Consider the following 15,885-nt stretch of genomic DNA (forward strand, 5'->3'; position numbering starts at 1 on the left):
TTTTAAACTCCTTGTTCATTTACTTATTTTTTAGTTCATTCAATTCCTTCAGAGCGGAATTATACTTCTCATACAAATCTATAAAATATTTAGCTTCATCCCTTAATAGCATCGTAGTCATTAAAGTATCCTGCCCGTGTGACATAATGAATGTGGTCTCCATTTCTTCACCACTGGCTTCTTTACTCATTAGTTTTGTTTGTGCATTATGAGCATCGTTTAAAGAGCTGTCTGCACTTTTAACCAGCTCTCTGGCCTTGTCATAATTGCCTTTTTTAGCTTCATCAAGTGCTGTGATTAATGCAGTCTTCGCATCGCCAGCATAAGCGACTATTTCAAAGCCGGCCATTGAAATTTCTTCTTTAGTTGCCATCTTTTTACTCCTTTTCTTTTGTCCCTAAAATTTGATGAATGTGAATGATAAAGTAAACCCTCTCTGCGTCTGACGGCTGAAAATTAAATTCCGCATTAAGAGCCTGAAAAATTTCTTGAGTTATTTTGTAAGATCGCGGATAGGCCTTGATCATGTCACATTCAATCTTTTTATCGATAGATTCATTTTTTTCTGGCGGCCGCCAGAGCCTTTTGGCCAGATACTGCAAGTGAATTAGAAATCGTCTAAAGCTGTCCCGATTTTTACCATTTTGATAAATGTTATTGTTATCCAGGACATTAAGAACGACATTAATTAGTTTAGATGTGTTAAAAATATATTTTGATTTACCTTCGTGCTTGACAATACCTGTAGGAATCTTGCTGTTGATAAAATGAAGCGCTATACTTTTGACCTCTGAAAGTGGAAAATCAACGCCTAATTTATCGTTAATAATTCCCAGAGCTTCGTTTGCAATTTGATATTCTTTTGGATATCTTTCACTTAAATCCGGAATCTCATTTTCCCGATATTTTCCTGCTAACAGTAATTTGTAGGCGCCATTGACATGTTCGCTTAAGGTGAGATAAATCGAATCATAAACCTGAAAATGATAATTGATTCGCGCATTTTCAATAACCGCAAAAACTGCTGCAATAATATCTGCAGGAATATTATGGAAAAGATAATTAAACGACTCTTTATCCTTCTTATTGTCTAAATAAAATATTTTCTGAATTTTTTTAGTATCAACTAGTCTATTTTTGCCCTGTTCAAACCCCACTCCCTTACCGAAAACAATAGCTTCCTGTCCTTTCCCAACATCAACTAAAATGCTGTTATTATTAAAAATTTTTTTAAGGCGCATAACATCTTCCTTTTTTGCAGAAAAAAAGAGACTACTAGCAATAGCCGATGAACAATAAAAATTCATCAGTTATACTAGTAGTCTCGCCTAATTTGATAGTAACAATCTACTTAAATTTTCAATACAGATAAAGCATACCACACTTTTACAATTATGCAAACGCTTTATTTATTTTATTTTTCTTTCTCCCTGATAAACGATGAATCCGGAATCCTGATTAGATAATAACGAGTAGCATTGTGTCCTGCATGCATGCCAATGCCATTTTGCCAGACCTTTTTATAGTTAGCGGTGTAAATAGCAACGTAAGCTCGCTGATATTTGCGGTCCATTGTCTGCAGTTGCTTTTTGTCGTATGGAATTTTGGCCGCATTAAGATCCAGAGGACTTTTACCATAAGCCACTGTAGCGAAATCACTGGCTACTTTAATTTTTTTACCCGGCCTGTAATAAGTGAAAGTCTGGGTACTAATCCTTTTCTTTTTCGAATCAATTGTAACGTAACTTGAATTGCCTTCTCCCGGGTTCATGACAATCGGTTCATAGGTAATATGAGACTTAATCTTAGTCGTATCATCAAGATCCGGGTTATCTAGCATAGTCTTGCCGAATAACCAGACAATCCCAACTAAAAGAGCGGCTACTTCAATGATATCTATCAAAAAATTGGGCCAGCTAAATTGTCGGTGCTTCTTAATAATCATTGTGATGCGGCGCTTACGAATGTTTTGCACAACAAAAACGAAATAAAGAATAACTACTACCCATAACAATACTCCAAGTAGATTCCAGCTAATCATAATGGACCTCCTGCATCTTCTTCCATTATATGGTAAAAAACACCTTTTGAATAGTTACGTTCAAATTTGCATTAATTTTCACCTACTAAGTCTCAGATATTTTATTTCTTAGACTTTGTTTCTTTTTGTGACTTTTTTGTTTTAGGCTTTTTAACAGTGGTCTTCTTTTTAGCAGAAGCAGCAGGCTTTTGGAACTCACGTACTTGTTTTATTTTTTCCTGCATAGCATCTGTTAATTTGGCAATAACTTCGGTTTCATTTTGTTCAATTTCTGCTTCCGTCGCGATTTGATCAATTCGAAATCCCGATGCATTCAAATATTCCGACTGCGTTTCAAAGTATACTGCAACCGGATATTCTTTACCCTCTTCGAAAAAATTGGTATTCTTCTTGTAATTACTATATGGCAAGTTGATCATATTGGTCTCTAATGCAAAAGTTATGGGTCTTTGACCGGTAATTTCAAGAGCAATATGACTCAGTGAGTTATGCTTGAGGGCAGCTTTAGTTTCCTTAACCAATTTAGCTGCCTGTTCACGCAATTTGGTTTTGGATTTACTGACATCAGCATATTTAGTAGTTTCTAAGTCTTCAATATAATCTTGCTTTTCTATTTTGGTAGTGAAATCTGTTAAGCTTATTTTCAAGTTAAAAATCCTTATCTAAATTTATCAATTTTTATCATCTTTTATACGATACTCAAATTTTGGTTTAAAAACAATTTATTTTATTTCTTTTAAAAATAATTTTTAAAAAACATTTTTTTCTGCTCAGGGTTATTTTATAATATTTTTGCAATTATTTAGTTTAAAGAAAACGAAAGCTACGCACTATTTTTGTAAATATTAAATAACGCTTTAGCCCTTGAAATTTTGCAAAAGCGCTTTTATAAAAATTTATCAAAAAAACATAGACTTATCTACTTTACAAGCGTTTTCACATAGAGTAAATTTAACATGTAACTAAAAATTTTTCACTAAATTTTTTAACTGAAAGGTAGACGAATATGTCAGATAAAGTTTACACAGATTATTTCTATAATTCTGAAGATTTTGATAAAAACCACCAAATGGGATATAAAGATCTTCATATTCCTGAAGGCGTTGAAGCTCAACCTTTGATTGTTCCTCCAGTATTAGAACCTGATAAACAAGAAAATAACGATGTTTGGTACACAATCGATTCTCAAGAAGGCGACTTCCAATTTTTGCCAGGGAAAAAGACTCACACATGGGGTTACAACTTCCCAGTTCTGGGTAAGACCATGGTTTTGACCAGAGGTCAACATGTTCACGTAACTTTGAAGAACAGCTTGCCAGAATTGACTACTTACCACTGGCACGGTATGGAACTTTCAGGTCCTGGTAACGATGGTGCTTGTCACTCACCAGTTTACCCAGGTGAAGAAAAGCACATTGACTTCATAGTTAAACAACCAGCAGCTTTAACTTGGCTGCACGCCCATCCATGTCCATCAACTGCCATGCAAGTTTGGATGGGACTAGCTATGGGCGTTGTTATTACTGATGCTAACGAAGCTAAACTGCCAATTCCTAAGACTTACGGCAAGGACGAGTTCCCAATTATTTTGCAAGACCGTATTTTCCACGAAGACAACCAATTTGACTATAAGGCAGACTACAACGCAATGGGTATCTTTGGCGACACTCCAATCATCAATGGTGTTGTTCGACCATATGTTGATGTCACTACTCAAAAAGTACGTTTGCTCTTCTTAGGTGGTTCTAACCGTCGTGAATGGCGCCTGCACTTTAGCGATGACTTGGTAATGACCCAAATCGCCGGTGACGACTCATTCTTGGAGCACCCAGTTAAGTTGACTAAAGTCTTAATTGGACCGGGTGAGCGTCAACAAGTAGTTGTTGATTTCAGCAATTATAAAGAAGGCGATGTTGTCAACCTTTACACTGACGACTTCAAGCTGGTTGAATTCAGAATTCACAGTTATGAAAAAGATGACAGCGTAATTCCTGATACTTTATTCAAACCATATGATCCAGTTGTTAACCCTAACTCACCAGTTCCTCATGTTACTATGGATAACCACAACATGATCAACGGCAAGTTGTTCTCAATGGAAAGAATTGATATGAAGCAGGAATTGATGAATGCTGAATACTGGGACGTAACTAACACTAACGATAAAGTTAACGGCATGTTGCACCCATTCCACACTCACGGTGCTCACTTCCTGGTTGTATCACGTAACGGTAAAGAACCATATCCAAACGAAAGAGGAGTTTACAAGGACACTATCGAAGTAGCACCTCAAGAAACAGTTCGCATAAAGGTTTACTTCCAAAACACTGGTGTCTTCATGTATCACTGCCACATTATCGAACACGAAGATGCCGGTATGATGGCGCAAATTCAAATTGTTGATCCAAAACACCCAGACAAGAAATATCATTTGATGGATATGGAAACTCTGACTAAGGCTTTTGCCGAAGAAAGGGGCGTTCCAGAAGATGAAGTCTTCTGCCCAGGCATGGACGTTGAAGGTATGGCAGTTAAAGGTGAAGATCACAGTCTTGACGCTTTGTCAGGCGCAACTCACCACTAATTTCTACTTTCACTAAAGAATTAGTTAATTTTCCAAAAATCGTTCATTTATTTGAACGATTTTTTGCTTTTAATAAACAATCTATGTTTAAATAGCTTTATGAAAAAGAAAAGATTTTCCATTAAAGCTATTTTATTGATATTCCTAGGTCTCGTTTTCTTAGGTGTAATTTTTAGCGGCCTTAATTCTAATAGTCTTAAAGATCGCTATGACTGGGTTACCCTGAAATCCTCTCAAAAACTGGATGTTCCACTAGAAAACCAGTATCCGGAACTGCCAAATGGTTGCGAAGTGACTTCCTTGTCAATGCTGTTACAGTATTATGGTATCAAGGTAAATAAACTAAACTTATCCGAAAATATCAAGCATGTATCTTCTTACACGGATGATGGCAAATACCGGGGTAATCCCCATGTGGGTTTTGTTGGTTATATGAGCCAAGCAAATGCTGGCTGGTGCGTTTATAATGAGCCTTTAGAACAAATAGGACTAAAATACACCAATCGGATTAAAAACTTTACTAATCATGATTTTATTCAAGTAATGAAACTAGTTTCTGATGGCCATCCTGTGCTAATCATTACAACGACCAATTTTAATCATGTTAGCGATATGCAAACATGGCAAACAGCTCAAGGTAAAGTTCAGGTAACACCATCTTCTCACGCCTGTGTTATTACCGGCTTTGACAAAAAAGCTCATGTAGTTTATGTTAATGATCCTTTTGGCACCAAAAATAAAAAGGTTCCGTGGCAAAACTTGGAGAAAAGTTATAATCAGCAAGGAAAACAGGCATTATATCTGGAATAAAAAAAGAGCAGATTCAATTAAGAATCTGCTCTTTTTCAAATCGAGGCCCATTATTAATAACAGGTGACTACTTCTGTTCACATCAGGTTGGTCAACCACCAGCACTTCCCGTGCCTGCCATTTAAGGCGGGTGTCCTCACACAAATACGCATCTCGCGTTTTTGTCGACTCGCATTAATTATTATACTTATTCGAATGATGTTTGTAAAATTTTTTTATCCTGAAAAAGATTTCCACACACATACTTGATAAAAGCATCCCGAGAGCAATTGAGCCGGTTACTATTATTACACGTAAAACCGCATCATTAGCTCCACTCAAGTTGCCCGAGGTTAGTTCTCTCACCGCCTGATAAGCAGGAACTCCGGGTACTAAGGGCACAATTGCCGGAATATAAAAGACAGTAGCCGGACACTTTTTTATCCTGGCAAAAACTATTCCTAAAATGCCAATGGCAAAAGAACCAAGCAAGTTTGAAAGTAGCCGTCCCATTGATGCTCTCATTGCCAGCCAATAGATAATCCAGCTAATAATACCGCTCACACCAGCTAAATTAAGCACTCGCCGCGGAACATTGATTGTTAGGGCAAAACCAACAGAAGCTAAATAAGCAAAGGCAACGTTAATTACTATTTCTAACCAAAAAGGCATTTTTTATGCTCCTAAAAACTTTAACACAATACCAACTCCACCGCCTAACGCAAAGGCTGTGAGCAAGGCCTCACAAATTTTCGCCATTCCTGAAAGAATATCACCTTTAAACAAATCCCGCAGAGCGTTAGTCAATGCCAGACCCGGCACTAGTGGCATCAACGCTCCAGTTAAAATATTGTCAATAATCATTTTGGGAAAAAGATTAACTAATCCAGCTGCTACAACTGTCATAACCAGGGCAGCAACCAGTTCAGCCAAAAACTTGACGTTGGTAAAACGCTTAAAATAATAAAAAGAAAGAAATCCGATTGCTCCAACGAAAGCTGCGCCCGGAAAATCAACCCAGTCATAATTATTCATAAACATTACCATCAGCGTGGCACTTAAAACTGCAGCGCCAATAGTTTGCAGCCACAAGGGAAATGTGGGAAAACCACCGTGGGCAATTTTATCTACTTCCCTTTTAACTTCTTGCAAAGTGATTTTTTTATCCGCAAAAGCGCGCGATAATGAGTTAATCCGATCAACCAACTCAAGATTAATATTGCGTTCATGTACTAAAATACTCTGACAATAATTGCCGTGGTCGAGACTCATAAAAACGCCTGTTGGTACCACAAAGACTCGCGGATCGGGTTCTCCGGCACTTTTGGCAATTCGCAGCATTGTATCTTCAACGCGATACATTTCACTGCCCCCTTCTATCATTAGCTCACCGGCAGTTAAACAGGTATCAAGTAAATCCTGGTAAAACAGTTCACTTTGTTCAGCACTCATTTTTCACCTCAAAGTTTATTCATCGTTTCAATATCAATAGTTTTATTAACCCAGTTACCTTGGAAAAAGTCTCGTTCGTGACTAACGATAATGACTCCGCCAGGAAACTTAACGATAGCTTGCCTAAGTGCATCTTTTGCATCACGATCCAAATGGTTGGTAGGCTCATCTAAAAATAATAAATTAGCAGGTTCAAACAACATTTTTGCCAGTTTAACCTTTTCTTGTTCACCACCCGATAATTTTTTTAAAGGGCTCATTGCCTGCTGAGCGGTAACACCTAGTTTTGCCAGAGCGCCTCTTAATTCTTTAGGCTTAATCTGTTCAAAATTTTCCTGCAAATATTGCAAAGGAGTCATATTGTTATTAGGCCAGGTCAATTCCTGCTTAAAGTAAGCAATCTTGGCAGTTTCTGATAATTTATAGGTGCCAAAAATGGGTTCTAATTGCCCCAGCAACGTTTTTAATAACGTGGTTTTACCAATCCCATTAAAGCCAGTAATAGCAACTTTTTCATTATTTCCAACTGAAAAATTAAAAGCTTCTTTTACCAGCGCCTGGTCATAGCCGATAACCAAATCCTGTGTTTGTAGAAGTAAATTGGCTGCTGTTGCTACATAAGGAAATGCAAAATGCGGTTTATGATTGCTTTTGGGTGGATTCAGCACTTCCATCTTTGCCAACTGACGCGCCCGTGATTTGGCAATTTTCGACCGGGTTCCAGCCTTATTTTTACGTATGTATGCTTCCGTTTTAGCAATTTTGCGTTGCTGGTTAGTATAAGCCTTCATGTAAGTTTCCCGATTAGCTTCTTTTTGCCTCATTGCCTGCTTTAATGTACCGGTATAACGCGTGATTGTGCCCAGATCAATATCAATAATGCAGTTGGCAATTCTGTTTAAAAAGTCATAATCATGACTAACAACAATAAAAGCACCCTCAAAATCATTCAAGTAGTCAACCAGCCAGTCAATATGAACAACATCTAAGTAGTTGGTTGGCTCATCTAACAGTAAAACAGCCGGAGTTTGCAGCAGCAATTTAGCTAAAATGATTTTTGATCTTTGACCACCTGACAATTGGCTCACATCATGATCGTATCCCAATTCAGCCAGGCCTAAGCCAGAAGCAACACGTTCAATTTCTGTATCAATATTATAAAAGTTATTTTCCTCTAAGTAAGTTTGCAGTTTACCCGCTTTTGCGAGTAGAGAATCAGCTCCTTCAGTTGCATATTGCTCATAAAGTGAGTTTAATTCTTGTTCTTTTTGATAAAGAGGAGTAAAAGCTGTGCGCAAAAACTGCCGAATTGTCACGCCTTGCTGCAATTTAGCATACTGGTCGAGATAACCGACTGCTACCTTATTTTGCCATTTAACTTGACCTTCATCAGGCAGTATTTCACCAGTTAAAATTTTAATCAAAGTGGATTTGCCAACCCCATTTTGACCAGTGACTCCCATATGGTCTTCTTTATTAAGAACGAAACTGGCATTTTCATACAAAGTTTTATCCTCAAAACCTTGTCCTAAATTTTTAACTGTTAATAAACTCATTATGCATCTCCCTAGATAGTAAGATAAGTAGTACTGGTAAAAAGTAAAGCAGTTGTTTTGTCTATCAGTTCAATTTATAAACGCATGCAATAAAAAAGTGGGCAGTTGCCCACTTTTACATTCTTTCTTGTTCATATTTCTGCAAGGCATCCAATATTTTTGGCCAATAGCGCTTAGGCAAAATTAATTGCAACTTGTTATTATATATTGGAAAATCACTTGCTTTCATTCCCGTAATTTCGGCTAAATCCTTATCAGATAAGTGATATTTACTTGCAATCCGCTTTATTTCAACGGAAGCATGACCCCGAAACCATGAAAGAGCAAAGAAAAATAAGGCAAATATGCTAGCCACTAAAACAGCAACCGGTAAAGACCAGTGCAATGTGCGTAAGCAGATGAAAATTACGGCAAGAAAAGCAATAAAAGCTGATATCACACCATAAACAACTAGAAATACAGATTGCTTACGCATATTTTATCCTCCTTTGCTGAGAACACTTATTGACCAGAATTAGTCCCACTTGAAGCAGTTCCACTAGAACTGTTATTTGACTCATCAGTTACTACTGAACGGTAAATCTGATAGTTAGTAAACGGACTTGGATCCTGCCATTTAATGTTATTGTTCTGTTCATTTAGCCTATTGAGCTTCGTTTCATCATTATCCAATATTTTTTTATCCAAGTCAAGATTGGTCCGGATCTTGTCAGAGGCCTTCTGTAATTCTTTGGTAGACGCCACCTGAATAGAAGAACCGTTAATCCAAGCATCATGTCCTTGAATATAACCGCTGGAAATATTTTGGGAACAACCACGATATGTCAAAGCTAAGGCTAACATATCATTAAAGGTAAGATTGGTTTTAACATACTTCGAAAAGATCTTAACCAGCTTGCGGTAATTAGCAATTGAATCAACGGAAATAGCCTTGTGGACAACTGCGGTAATTACTTGTCTTTGGCGCATTTGCCTGCCGTAATCGCCTCGCGGATCATCATGGCGCATTCTAACATAAGCCACAGCATGACGTCCGTTTAGGTGTTGCTTTCCTTTATGGAAATCACACCAATCATACGAAAACTTAAACGGTACTTTGACATCAACACCGCCAACAGCATCAACTAAGCTTTTTAACGCCTTCATGTTAACTTCTACATAATAATGAATGGGAACACCAATTAAAGCCGCAACAGTTTTCATAGAAGCAGAACTGCCGCCGATTCCATAGGCTGAATTAACCCGAAACATATTGTACTTGTTTCCCGGATCACCTAAAATATTAGCAAGGGTATCACGAGGAATAGAAGTCATTGTTGCTTTATTCTTAGCCGGGTTAGCAGTAGCCAAAATCAAAGTATCCGAGTTGCCCTTATCATGTCTTCCTTCAAGTCCTTGATCAACCCCAAGAATCAAAACTGAGATTGGCTGCCTGTTAGCAATACGAGCAGACGTGGCATAGTTACCACTATCACCATCAATTGCGCTGTGCAAGGCAAAATACATGTGAGCTGCCCAAGCTAGACCCAGGCAAACACCCAAAACAGCCACAATACCACAAATCCGTGCGAAAACGCTGCCCTTGAATACTTTAGTTGGTTCTGCTAAAGCATGATTACGATGAAGATTTAGAGAAGAATGTTTTTTATGGTAATCTTCTCTGCGTTTTGAATTTGGATCCATTCCTCTATTTAATCCCTTTCGTATTTTTCCATCTATTATTTTTAACACTTTCAAACTTGAATTAAAATAATATCAATTATAATTAATAATATCTTATTTTTTATTCTTTAGTATAATTTAATTATATATATCAAAAAAGGAGATTTTAAATGTCAATTCCTAAACGAAGTGAGGTTCCCGCAAATCTAAAATGGGATCTAACTAGAATATTTAAATCAGATGCTGACTGGGAAGATGAATATACACGTCTTAAAAAAGAAATACCAGTTTTAAGCACCTTGAAAGAAAATTTTGTTACATCAGGTACATCATTATATAATGGAATAACTAAAATTTTAGCACTTAGCAGAAGGCTGGAAAAAGTTTACTCTTATGCTACTTTAGCCAGTGATGTTGACACTGGAAACGCACACTATTTAGGTTATGTTGCTCAAGTACAAGGATTAGCCAGTCAATTTGAAGCAGTCACCGCTTTTATGAATCCTGCAATTTTAAGTGTTTCTACCGCAAAATTAGCAGCCTTTAAACAAGAAGAACCAAGATTGGTCAACTACAATCATTTACTTGATCAGATTACCAGAATGCGGCCTTATACTTTGTCCGCAAAGGAAGAGAAACTGATTGCAGATGCTGGGGATGCATTGTCTGCTTCTGACAATACTTATAACGTGTTGACTAATTCGGACATGGAATATGGTTACACCCAAAATGATGACGGGGAAATGGTGCAGCTTTCTGACGGCCTATATTCTTTATTGATCCAATCTCAAAAGCGTGCAGTAAGAAAAGATGCATTTGATTCAATGTATGCCACATACGGCCAGTTTGAAAATTCTCTAGCTGCTACCCTTTCTGGTGCAGTAAAGGAACACAACTATAATGCCCGTGTTCATCATTATCAATCAGCACGCGAATGTGCAATGAACGAAAATGGTGTACCAACAGTTGTTTACGATACTTTAATTAGCGAGGTAGACCAGCATTTAAACCTTCTTCATGACTATGTGGCTTTACGCAAACAAATTTTAGGCTTGAACGATTTACAAATGTGGGACATGTATGTTCCGTTAACAGGCAAACCGTCTTTAACTTACACCTTTGATCAAGCCAAAAAAGAGGCTAAAAAAGCTCTACGGCCGTTAGGTGAGGATTATTTAAAGCAGGTTGACTACATTTTTAATAATCGGGTAATCGATGTAGTTGAATCACAGAACAAGGCTACCGGTGCATATTCTGGCGGCTGCTATGATACTGATGCATATGAACTACTCAACTGGGAAGATAACGTTGATTCCTTATATACACTGGTTCATGAAACTGGTCATTCCGTTCACAGTATGTATACCAGACAAAGCCAGCCATACGTTTATGGTGATTATCCTATCTTTGTTGCTGAAATTGCGTCAACTACGAACGAAAATATTCTAACAGAATACTTTTTAGCACATATCACTGACCCTAAAACCCGCGCTTTTGTTCTAAATTATTATTTGGACTCTTTCAAAGGAACTTTATTTAGACAAACGCAGTTTGCTGAGTTTGAACAGCGCATTCATGAACTGGATGCTGAAGGTGAACCTTTAACTGCCGACCGTTTAGACGACATGTACGGCAAATTAAATGAGCGCTATTATGGTGATGCAGTTGAGCCAGGAGGAGCAATTGCTAAAGAATGGGCCAGAATTCCTCATTTCTATTATAATTTCTACGTTTACCAGTATGCTACAGGCTTTGCTGCTGCCACTGCTCTGGCCAATAATGTTGTGCATGGTACTGCTGAGCAGAGAAAAGCATACATCAGCTTTTTGCAAGCAGGTTCCAGCGACTACCCGGTTGAAATCATGAAAAAAGCAGGGGTTGACATGACTAAGCCTGATTATTTGGAAGAGGCCTTCGCCACTTTCGCCAATCGTCTAGCTGAATTTAAGGAAATTGTCCAAAATAATTTTAAATAACACTTGCAAGTTTCGCTGACAAATAATATAACTGATATGTAAATCATAATTTCTTACATCAAAACCCACTTTCTCTTTAACTGAAAGTGGGTTTTAAATTGCATAACTTTTTACGCTTTACCTTTGATACTACCTTATTTGGCTAAATTGCCAGCAGGTAGGTTAATTTTTAAATGTTTATGCTTCCAATACTCTGGCTAAAAAGTCCTGGGCACGCGGAGTTTGTGGCTGCGCAAAGAATTGTTGTGGTGCAGCTTTTTCCTGAATATAGCCGTCTGCCATAAACCATACTTCATCCGCAACATTTTTGGCAAAGCCCATTTCGTGAGTCACAACGACCATTGTCATCCCTTTTTGGGCCAAGTCCTGCATGACTTTAAGTACTTCTCCTACCATTTCTGGATCAAGCGCCGAAGTTGGTTCGTCAAAGAGCATTACTTCAGGATCCATTGCCAAGGCACGGGCAATAGCAACCCTTTGCTGCTGGCCACCGGAAAGGCTGGTGGGAAAAGCGTCTGCCTTGTCAGCCAAACCTACTTGATCTAATAGCTCAAGTCCCTTAGCTTTAGCATCACTGTCACTCATTCCTTTTACCTTCATAGGTGCCAATTTGATATTTTCAATAATGCTCATATGAGGAAACAAGTTAAACTGCTGAAAAACCATGCCCATTCTCTCACGCAATTTATCAAGTTGGTCTTCACTTAAAGCAGTTAATTCTTTATCTTCAAAAATCACTTTGCCGGAAGATGGCTGATCCAGCAAATTTAAGCACCGTAAAAACGTACTTTTACCAGCTCCTGAAGGACCAATTAAACAGATAACCTGGCCTTCATTTACTTGCGCATTAATATCTTTTAGGACTTCATTACTGCCAAATTTTTTCTGCAAGTGTTCAACTTTAATTACGGGTTTTGCGTTAGTCATGATTCATTTTCCTTTCAAATACTTTCATTAGGCTGGATAAACCAAAAGTAATGATAAAGTATAAGATCATTGTGATTACCAATGGCATAACTCCACGATAGGTATCAGCCTGGACTACCCGTGACTGATAAATCAAATCTTTGACGCCTATTACCGAAACTATAGAACTTTCCTTGATTAGAGAAACAAATTCGTTTCCCAGAGCCGGCCAAATATTTTTCATTGCTTGCGGCATAATAACGTAACGCATCGTTGCTGTCCATGACAAACCTAAAGAACGAGAAGCCTCTGTCTGGCCCACAGCAATCGAATTAATACCCGAGCGAATTACCTCCGCTACATAAGCTGCAGAGTTAAGAGAAACTGCAATTATACCGGACAGTAAAGCCGGAATATTGATCACTACCCCTAAGCCAAAATAAATAAAGAGTAATTGCACCATTAACGGTGTACCACGGATAAATTCCACATACGCTCTCGCAAGCGAACGGGCAATTTGATTGTGTCCTAGCCGCATAAATGCCAGTATCGCACCTAATAAGAAACCGAAAAAAACAGAAATGGCGGAAATAAGTAAGGTATAGCCAACTCCCGCAATAAAGAAGTCTTTATATGCCCACATTGAATTGGATGCTTTAACTTCTTTTTTCGTCTTACCACCTGTTAAGTAATTGCCGGCTTTTGGCAAATACTTCTTATTGATTAAATCTTTCTGCTTAATCTCCGCAATTGATTTATTAGCAGCTTTGACTAAGCTATTAGCTCCTTTATGAAAAGCAATAGAGGTTGCAGATGACTCGGTCTTTAGACCTGCCGGAATTACCATCACGCCAGCCGTATTTTGAGCAAAAGCCTCAGCCGTTGCCTTGTCAACAGACACAGCATCAACCTTATGCGTTTTTAGTCCTAAAACCAAGTCGTTATCTTTATCCATAGTTTTAAGTTTGACATTTTTGGCTTGTTTTTTAAGCATTGTCGCCTGCATGCTGCCAGTTTGGGCACCAATTGATTTGCCGGCAAAAGACTTATAATTATGATATTTGCCCTTATCTTCTGTTCTTATCAGTAATTTTTGATCACTTCTATAATATGGTTGACTAAAGGCAACACTTTGAGCCCTTTTAGGTGTTGCATTCATTCCGGCAATAACCATGTCAACTTTTCCAGTTTCAAGACCTACTAGAAGAGAGTCAAAGTCCATTGATCGCACAACAAGCTTAACACCCATATCATGAGCAATTTTTTGTCCTACTTCAACATCCATACCTACTATTTTAGATTTGCCGTTAATATTTTTGACAAATTCATAAGGAGGATAATCTGGACTGGTTCCCATGACTAGCTCGCCTTTTTGTCGGACTTTTCGTAGATAATTGTCAGTTCTTTGTTCAGTTTGTCCTTTAGCAGCTACTGCAGTTTGGGGTAACAGGGTTAGCATTATGACTGCTATCAACAAAGTTTCAAGCAATTTCCACGCTTTCTTCATAATTTTCCTCCTAAATTTTATTTTTATTATGACAATTATAAAGATATAAAAATAGAATTACAACTATTACTTAATAATAATATTTTTTTAAGTAATAAAAAAGGCTCTATTTATTAGTAAGAGCAACTAGTATATAGAGCGATTTTACTATTTACATTTCAAATTAATTAAGCTTGAGAAGCACCAGTTACAGCATCTGAACCATTATTCTTCAATTGGTTTTCAGCAGTTACAGGATATGGCTTAACTCTTGAAGGATCAGTATTTGACTTTAAGTTATCAGCCGTATAATTAATATGAGTAATCTTAGCATGTTTAACATCGTCGATTGTCTTGCAGCCAGTTAATTGCATGTCAATTAACAGTTCTTGGTTAAGTTGTTCAATAACTGATTGAACACCCTTGGCACCACCAAGTGCTAGACCATATAGATATGGCCGGCCAATACCCACCATATCAGCTCCAAGTGCCAAAGCCTTAAAGACGTGCGAACCACGACGAACACCGGAGTCAAAGACAATCGGAACCCGATGATTAACAGCTTTCGCAATTCCTGGCAACATGTCAATTGTTGCAGGGCCACAATCTACCTCACGGCCACCATGGTTGGTAACATAAATACCATCAGCACCAGCACCCATAGCGATATAAGCATCCTCAGCACAAACAACACCTTTAACAAATACAGGTAAGCCAGACATTTCCTTGATGCGTCTAACATCCTGCGGGCCAATTTTTTGCGCTGAAGAAGCATACATTTGAGCAACAGTTTGACCTTCGCCTTTAGCACCTTGATAACGAGTAAAGAAATCTAAGGGTACAGGATAAGCAAAGTTAGTTCTAAGATTAGCTTCACGGAAGCCAGAGATCAGCGCATCAACTGTCAGGAAAATTCCTTTATAGCCGGCTTTCTTAACCGCATCAAAGACCATTTGGTTAAAGTCCCAGTCTTTACTGAGGTAAAGCTGGAAAAAGCGCGGTGCATCTGGAGCTGCAGCAGCAATATCTTCAACGCTCTTATTTGCATATGTACTGGATGAAAAGAGTGCACCAGCAGCTGCTGCCCCCTTTTGGGTAGCAATTTCTGCATCCTTATGAGCGATACCGTGACAAGCAATAGGTGAGATCATCACCGGTGTTTTTAGTTTCATGCCCATAAATTCAGTATCTAACTGCGGATGATCCATATTAGTTAAAGCACGCGGTACAATTTGAAAATGGTTGAAAGCAGTAGTGTTGTTACGCCAAGTCCATTCATTTTCAGATCCCGAAGCAATATAGTAATATGCTCCTTCAGGCATAACTTCCTTTGCCCGTTCCTCAAGTTCATCGAGGTTGACCATATTTAAAGCTTCATTACGTTCGCTTTGAGGAAAACCATTATAATAATATGTCATTTTTTAAGACTCCTT

The 15,885-nt window shown here is 38.0% G+C and carries 15 protein-coding genes; 3 read left to right on the forward strand and 12 right to left on the reverse strand.

All coding sequences use genetic code 11. The features are described 5' to 3' along the window. Positions 1-19: 19 nt before the first annotated feature. The 4 genes from LDX54_RS08065 to LDX54_RS08080 all read right to left on the reverse strand — a co-directional run bounded on the left by LDX54_RS08065 (position 20) and on the right by LDX54_RS08080 (position 2,688). Positions 20-373: a PTS lactose/cellobiose transporter subunit IIA gene (locus LDX54_RS08065; RefSeq protein ID WP_046325500.1), complete on the reverse strand. Its 354-nt coding sequence runs from the start codon at positions 371-373 to the stop codon at positions 20-22. A gap of 4 nt (positions 374-377) precedes the next feature. Then, complete coding sequence (locus tag LDX54_RS08070) at positions 378-1,241, reverse strand: PRD domain-containing protein (protein WP_265667494.1); 864 nt, start codon at positions 1,239-1,241, stop codon at positions 378-380. 173 nt (positions 1,242-1,414) lie between these two features. After that, positions 1,415-2,041 (reverse strand): LVIS_2131 family protein, encoded by a 627-nt coding sequence (locus LDX54_RS08075; RefSeq protein WP_110446566.1) that lies wholly within the window; start codon positions 2,039-2,041, stop codon positions 1,415-1,417. Between the two features lie 101 nt (positions 2,042-2,142). After that, positions 2,143-2,688 (reverse strand): hypothetical protein, encoded by a 546-nt coding sequence (locus tag LDX54_RS08080; RefSeq protein WP_265667492.1) that lies wholly within the window; start codon positions 2,686-2,688, stop codon positions 2,143-2,145. A 359-nt stretch (positions 2,689-3,047) separates the two neighbouring features. On the opposite strand from LDX54_RS08080, the gene LDX54_RS08085 reads away from it, so the two are divergent. Together LDX54_RS08085 and LDX54_RS08090 are read left to right on the forward strand one after the other, a co-directional pair. After that, positions 3,048-4,625, forward strand: coding sequence for a multicopper oxidase domain-containing protein (locus LDX54_RS08085; RefSeq protein WP_122037996.1), 1,578 nt, complete (start codon positions 3,048-3,050; stop codon positions 4,623-4,625). 99 nt (positions 4,626-4,724) lie between these two features. Next, positions 4,725-5,435 carry a C39 family peptidase gene (locus LDX54_RS08090; protein ID WP_265667491.1) on the forward strand — a complete coding sequence of 237 codons (711 nt, stop codon included), beginning with the start codon at positions 4,725-4,727 and terminating at the stop codon, positions 5,433-5,435. Between the two features lie 174 nt (positions 5,436-5,609). On the opposite strand, the gene LDX54_RS08095 is transcribed toward LDX54_RS08090, so the two are convergent. From LDX54_RS08095 to LDX54_RS08115, 5 genes are all read right to left on the reverse strand, one after another. Next, complete coding sequence (locus LDX54_RS08095) at positions 5,610-6,086, reverse strand: threonine/serine exporter family protein (protein ID WP_046325506.1); 477 nt, start codon at positions 6,084-6,086, stop codon at positions 5,610-5,612. Positions 6,087-6,089: 3 nt separating this feature from the next. Continuing rightward, positions 6,090-6,866 (reverse strand): threonine/serine exporter family protein, encoded by a 777-nt coding sequence (locus tag LDX54_RS08100; RefSeq protein WP_046325507.1) that lies wholly within the window; start codon positions 6,864-6,866, stop codon positions 6,090-6,092. Positions 6,867-6,874: 8 nt separating this feature from the next. Beyond that, positions 6,875-8,422: an ABC-F family ATP-binding cassette domain-containing protein gene (locus LDX54_RS08105; RefSeq protein WP_265667490.1), complete on the reverse strand. Its 1,548-nt coding sequence runs from the start codon at positions 8,420-8,422 to the stop codon at positions 6,875-6,877. A 115-nt stretch (positions 8,423-8,537) separates the two neighbouring features. Beyond that, positions 8,538-8,897, reverse strand: a complete 360-nt coding sequence (locus LDX54_RS08110) for a hypothetical protein (RefSeq protein ID WP_265667489.1) — start codon at positions 8,895-8,897, stop codon at positions 8,538-8,540. A 26-nt stretch (positions 8,898-8,923) separates the two neighbouring features. Beyond that, positions 8,924-10,105 carry an LCP family protein gene (locus LDX54_RS08115; protein ID WP_265667488.1) on the reverse strand — a complete coding sequence of 394 codons (1,182 nt, stop codon included), beginning with the start codon at positions 10,103-10,105 and terminating at the stop codon, positions 8,924-8,926. Positions 10,106-10,254: 149 nt separating this feature from the next. Between LDX54_RS08115 and pepF the strand changes: the two genes are divergently transcribed. Then, positions 10,255-12,060 carry an oligoendopeptidase F gene (gene pepF / locus LDX54_RS08120; RefSeq protein WP_265667487.1) on the forward strand — a complete coding sequence of 602 codons (1,806 nt, stop codon included), beginning with the start codon at positions 10,255-10,257 and terminating at the stop codon, positions 12,058-12,060. A gap of 177 nt (positions 12,061-12,237) precedes the next feature. Here pepF and LDX54_RS08125 read toward each other — a convergent pair whose 3' ends face one another. The 3 genes from LDX54_RS08125 to LDX54_RS08135 form a co-directional block, all read right to left on the reverse strand. Next, positions 12,238-12,987 (reverse strand): amino acid ABC transporter ATP-binding protein, encoded by a 750-nt coding sequence (locus LDX54_RS08125; protein WP_110446575.1) that lies wholly within the window; start codon positions 12,985-12,987, stop codon positions 12,238-12,240. Continuing rightward, the gene (locus LDX54_RS08130; RefSeq protein ID WP_265667486.1) at positions 12,980-14,473 is read right to left on the reverse strand and encodes an ABC transporter substrate-binding protein/permease; all 1,494 of its coding nucleotides are present in this window, start codon (positions 14,471-14,473) and stop codon (positions 12,980-12,982) included. Before LDX54_RS08130 ends, LDX54_RS08125 begins: the two co-directional genes overlap by 8 nt. A gap of 167 nt (positions 14,474-14,640) precedes the next feature. Continuing rightward, positions 14,641-15,870, reverse strand: coding sequence for a lactate oxidase (locus tag LDX54_RS08135; protein ID WP_110446577.1), 1,230 nt, complete (start codon positions 15,868-15,870; stop codon positions 14,641-14,643). Between the last annotated feature and the right edge of the window lie 15 nt (positions 15,871-15,885).

Source organism: Lactobacillus sp. IBH004 (genome assembly GCF_026185255.2).
GTDB lineage: Bacteria > Bacillota > Bacilli > Lactobacillales > Lactobacillaceae > Lactobacillus > Lactobacillus melliventris.

Bases quoted from the DNA above. Each gene is read 5' to 3' on its own strand.
- LDX54_RS08065 (WP_046325500.1), bottom strand. From the start codon at position 373: ATGGCAACTAAAGAAGAAATTTCAATGGCCGGCTTTGAAATAGTCGCT.
- LDX54_RS08070 (WP_265667494.1), bottom strand. From the start codon at position 1,241: ATGCGCCTTAAAAAAATTTTTAATAATAACAGCATTTTAGTTGATGTT.
- LDX54_RS08075 (WP_110446566.1), bottom strand. From the start codon at position 2,041: ATGATTAGCTGGAATCTACTTGGAGTATTGTTATGGGTAGTAGTTATT.
- LDX54_RS08085 (WP_122037996.1), top strand. From the start codon at position 3,048: ATGTCAGATAAAGTTTACACAGATTATTTCTATAATTCTGAAGATTTT.
- LDX54_RS08090 (WP_265667491.1), top strand. From the start codon at position 4,725: ATGAAAAAGAAAAGATTTTCCATTAAAGCTATTTTATTGATATTCCTA.
- LDX54_RS08095 (WP_046325506.1), bottom strand. From the start codon at position 6,086: ATGCCTTTTTGGTTAGAAATAGTAATTAACGTTGCCTTTGCTTATTTA.
- LDX54_RS08100 (WP_046325507.1), bottom strand. From the start codon at position 6,866: ATGAGTGCTGAACAAAGTGAACTGTTTTACCAGGATTTACTTGATACC.
- LDX54_RS08105 (WP_265667490.1), bottom strand. From the start codon at position 8,422: ATGAGTTTATTAACAGTTAAAAATTTAGGACAAGGTTTTGAGGATAAA.
- LDX54_RS08110 (WP_265667489.1), bottom strand. From the start codon at position 8,897: ATGCGTAAGCAATCTGTATTTCTAGTTGTTTATGGTGTGATATCAGCT.
- LDX54_RS08115 (WP_265667488.1), bottom strand. From the start codon at position 10,105: ATGGATCCAAATTCAAAACGCAGAGAAGATTACCATAAAAAACATTCT.
- pepF (WP_265667487.1), top strand. From the start codon at position 10,255: ATGTCAATTCCTAAACGAAGTGAGGTTCCCGCAAATCTAAAATGGGAT.
- LDX54_RS08125 (WP_110446575.1), bottom strand. From the start codon at position 12,987: ATGACTAACGCAAAACCCGTAATTAAAGTTGAACACTTGCAGAAAAAA.
- LDX54_RS08130 (WP_265667486.1), bottom strand. From the start codon at position 14,473: ATGAAGAAAGCGTGGAAATTGCTTGAAACTTTGTTGATAGCAGTCATA.
- LDX54_RS08135 (WP_110446577.1), bottom strand. From the start codon at position 15,870: ATGACATATTATTATAATGGTTTTCCTCAAAGCGAACGTAATGAAGCT.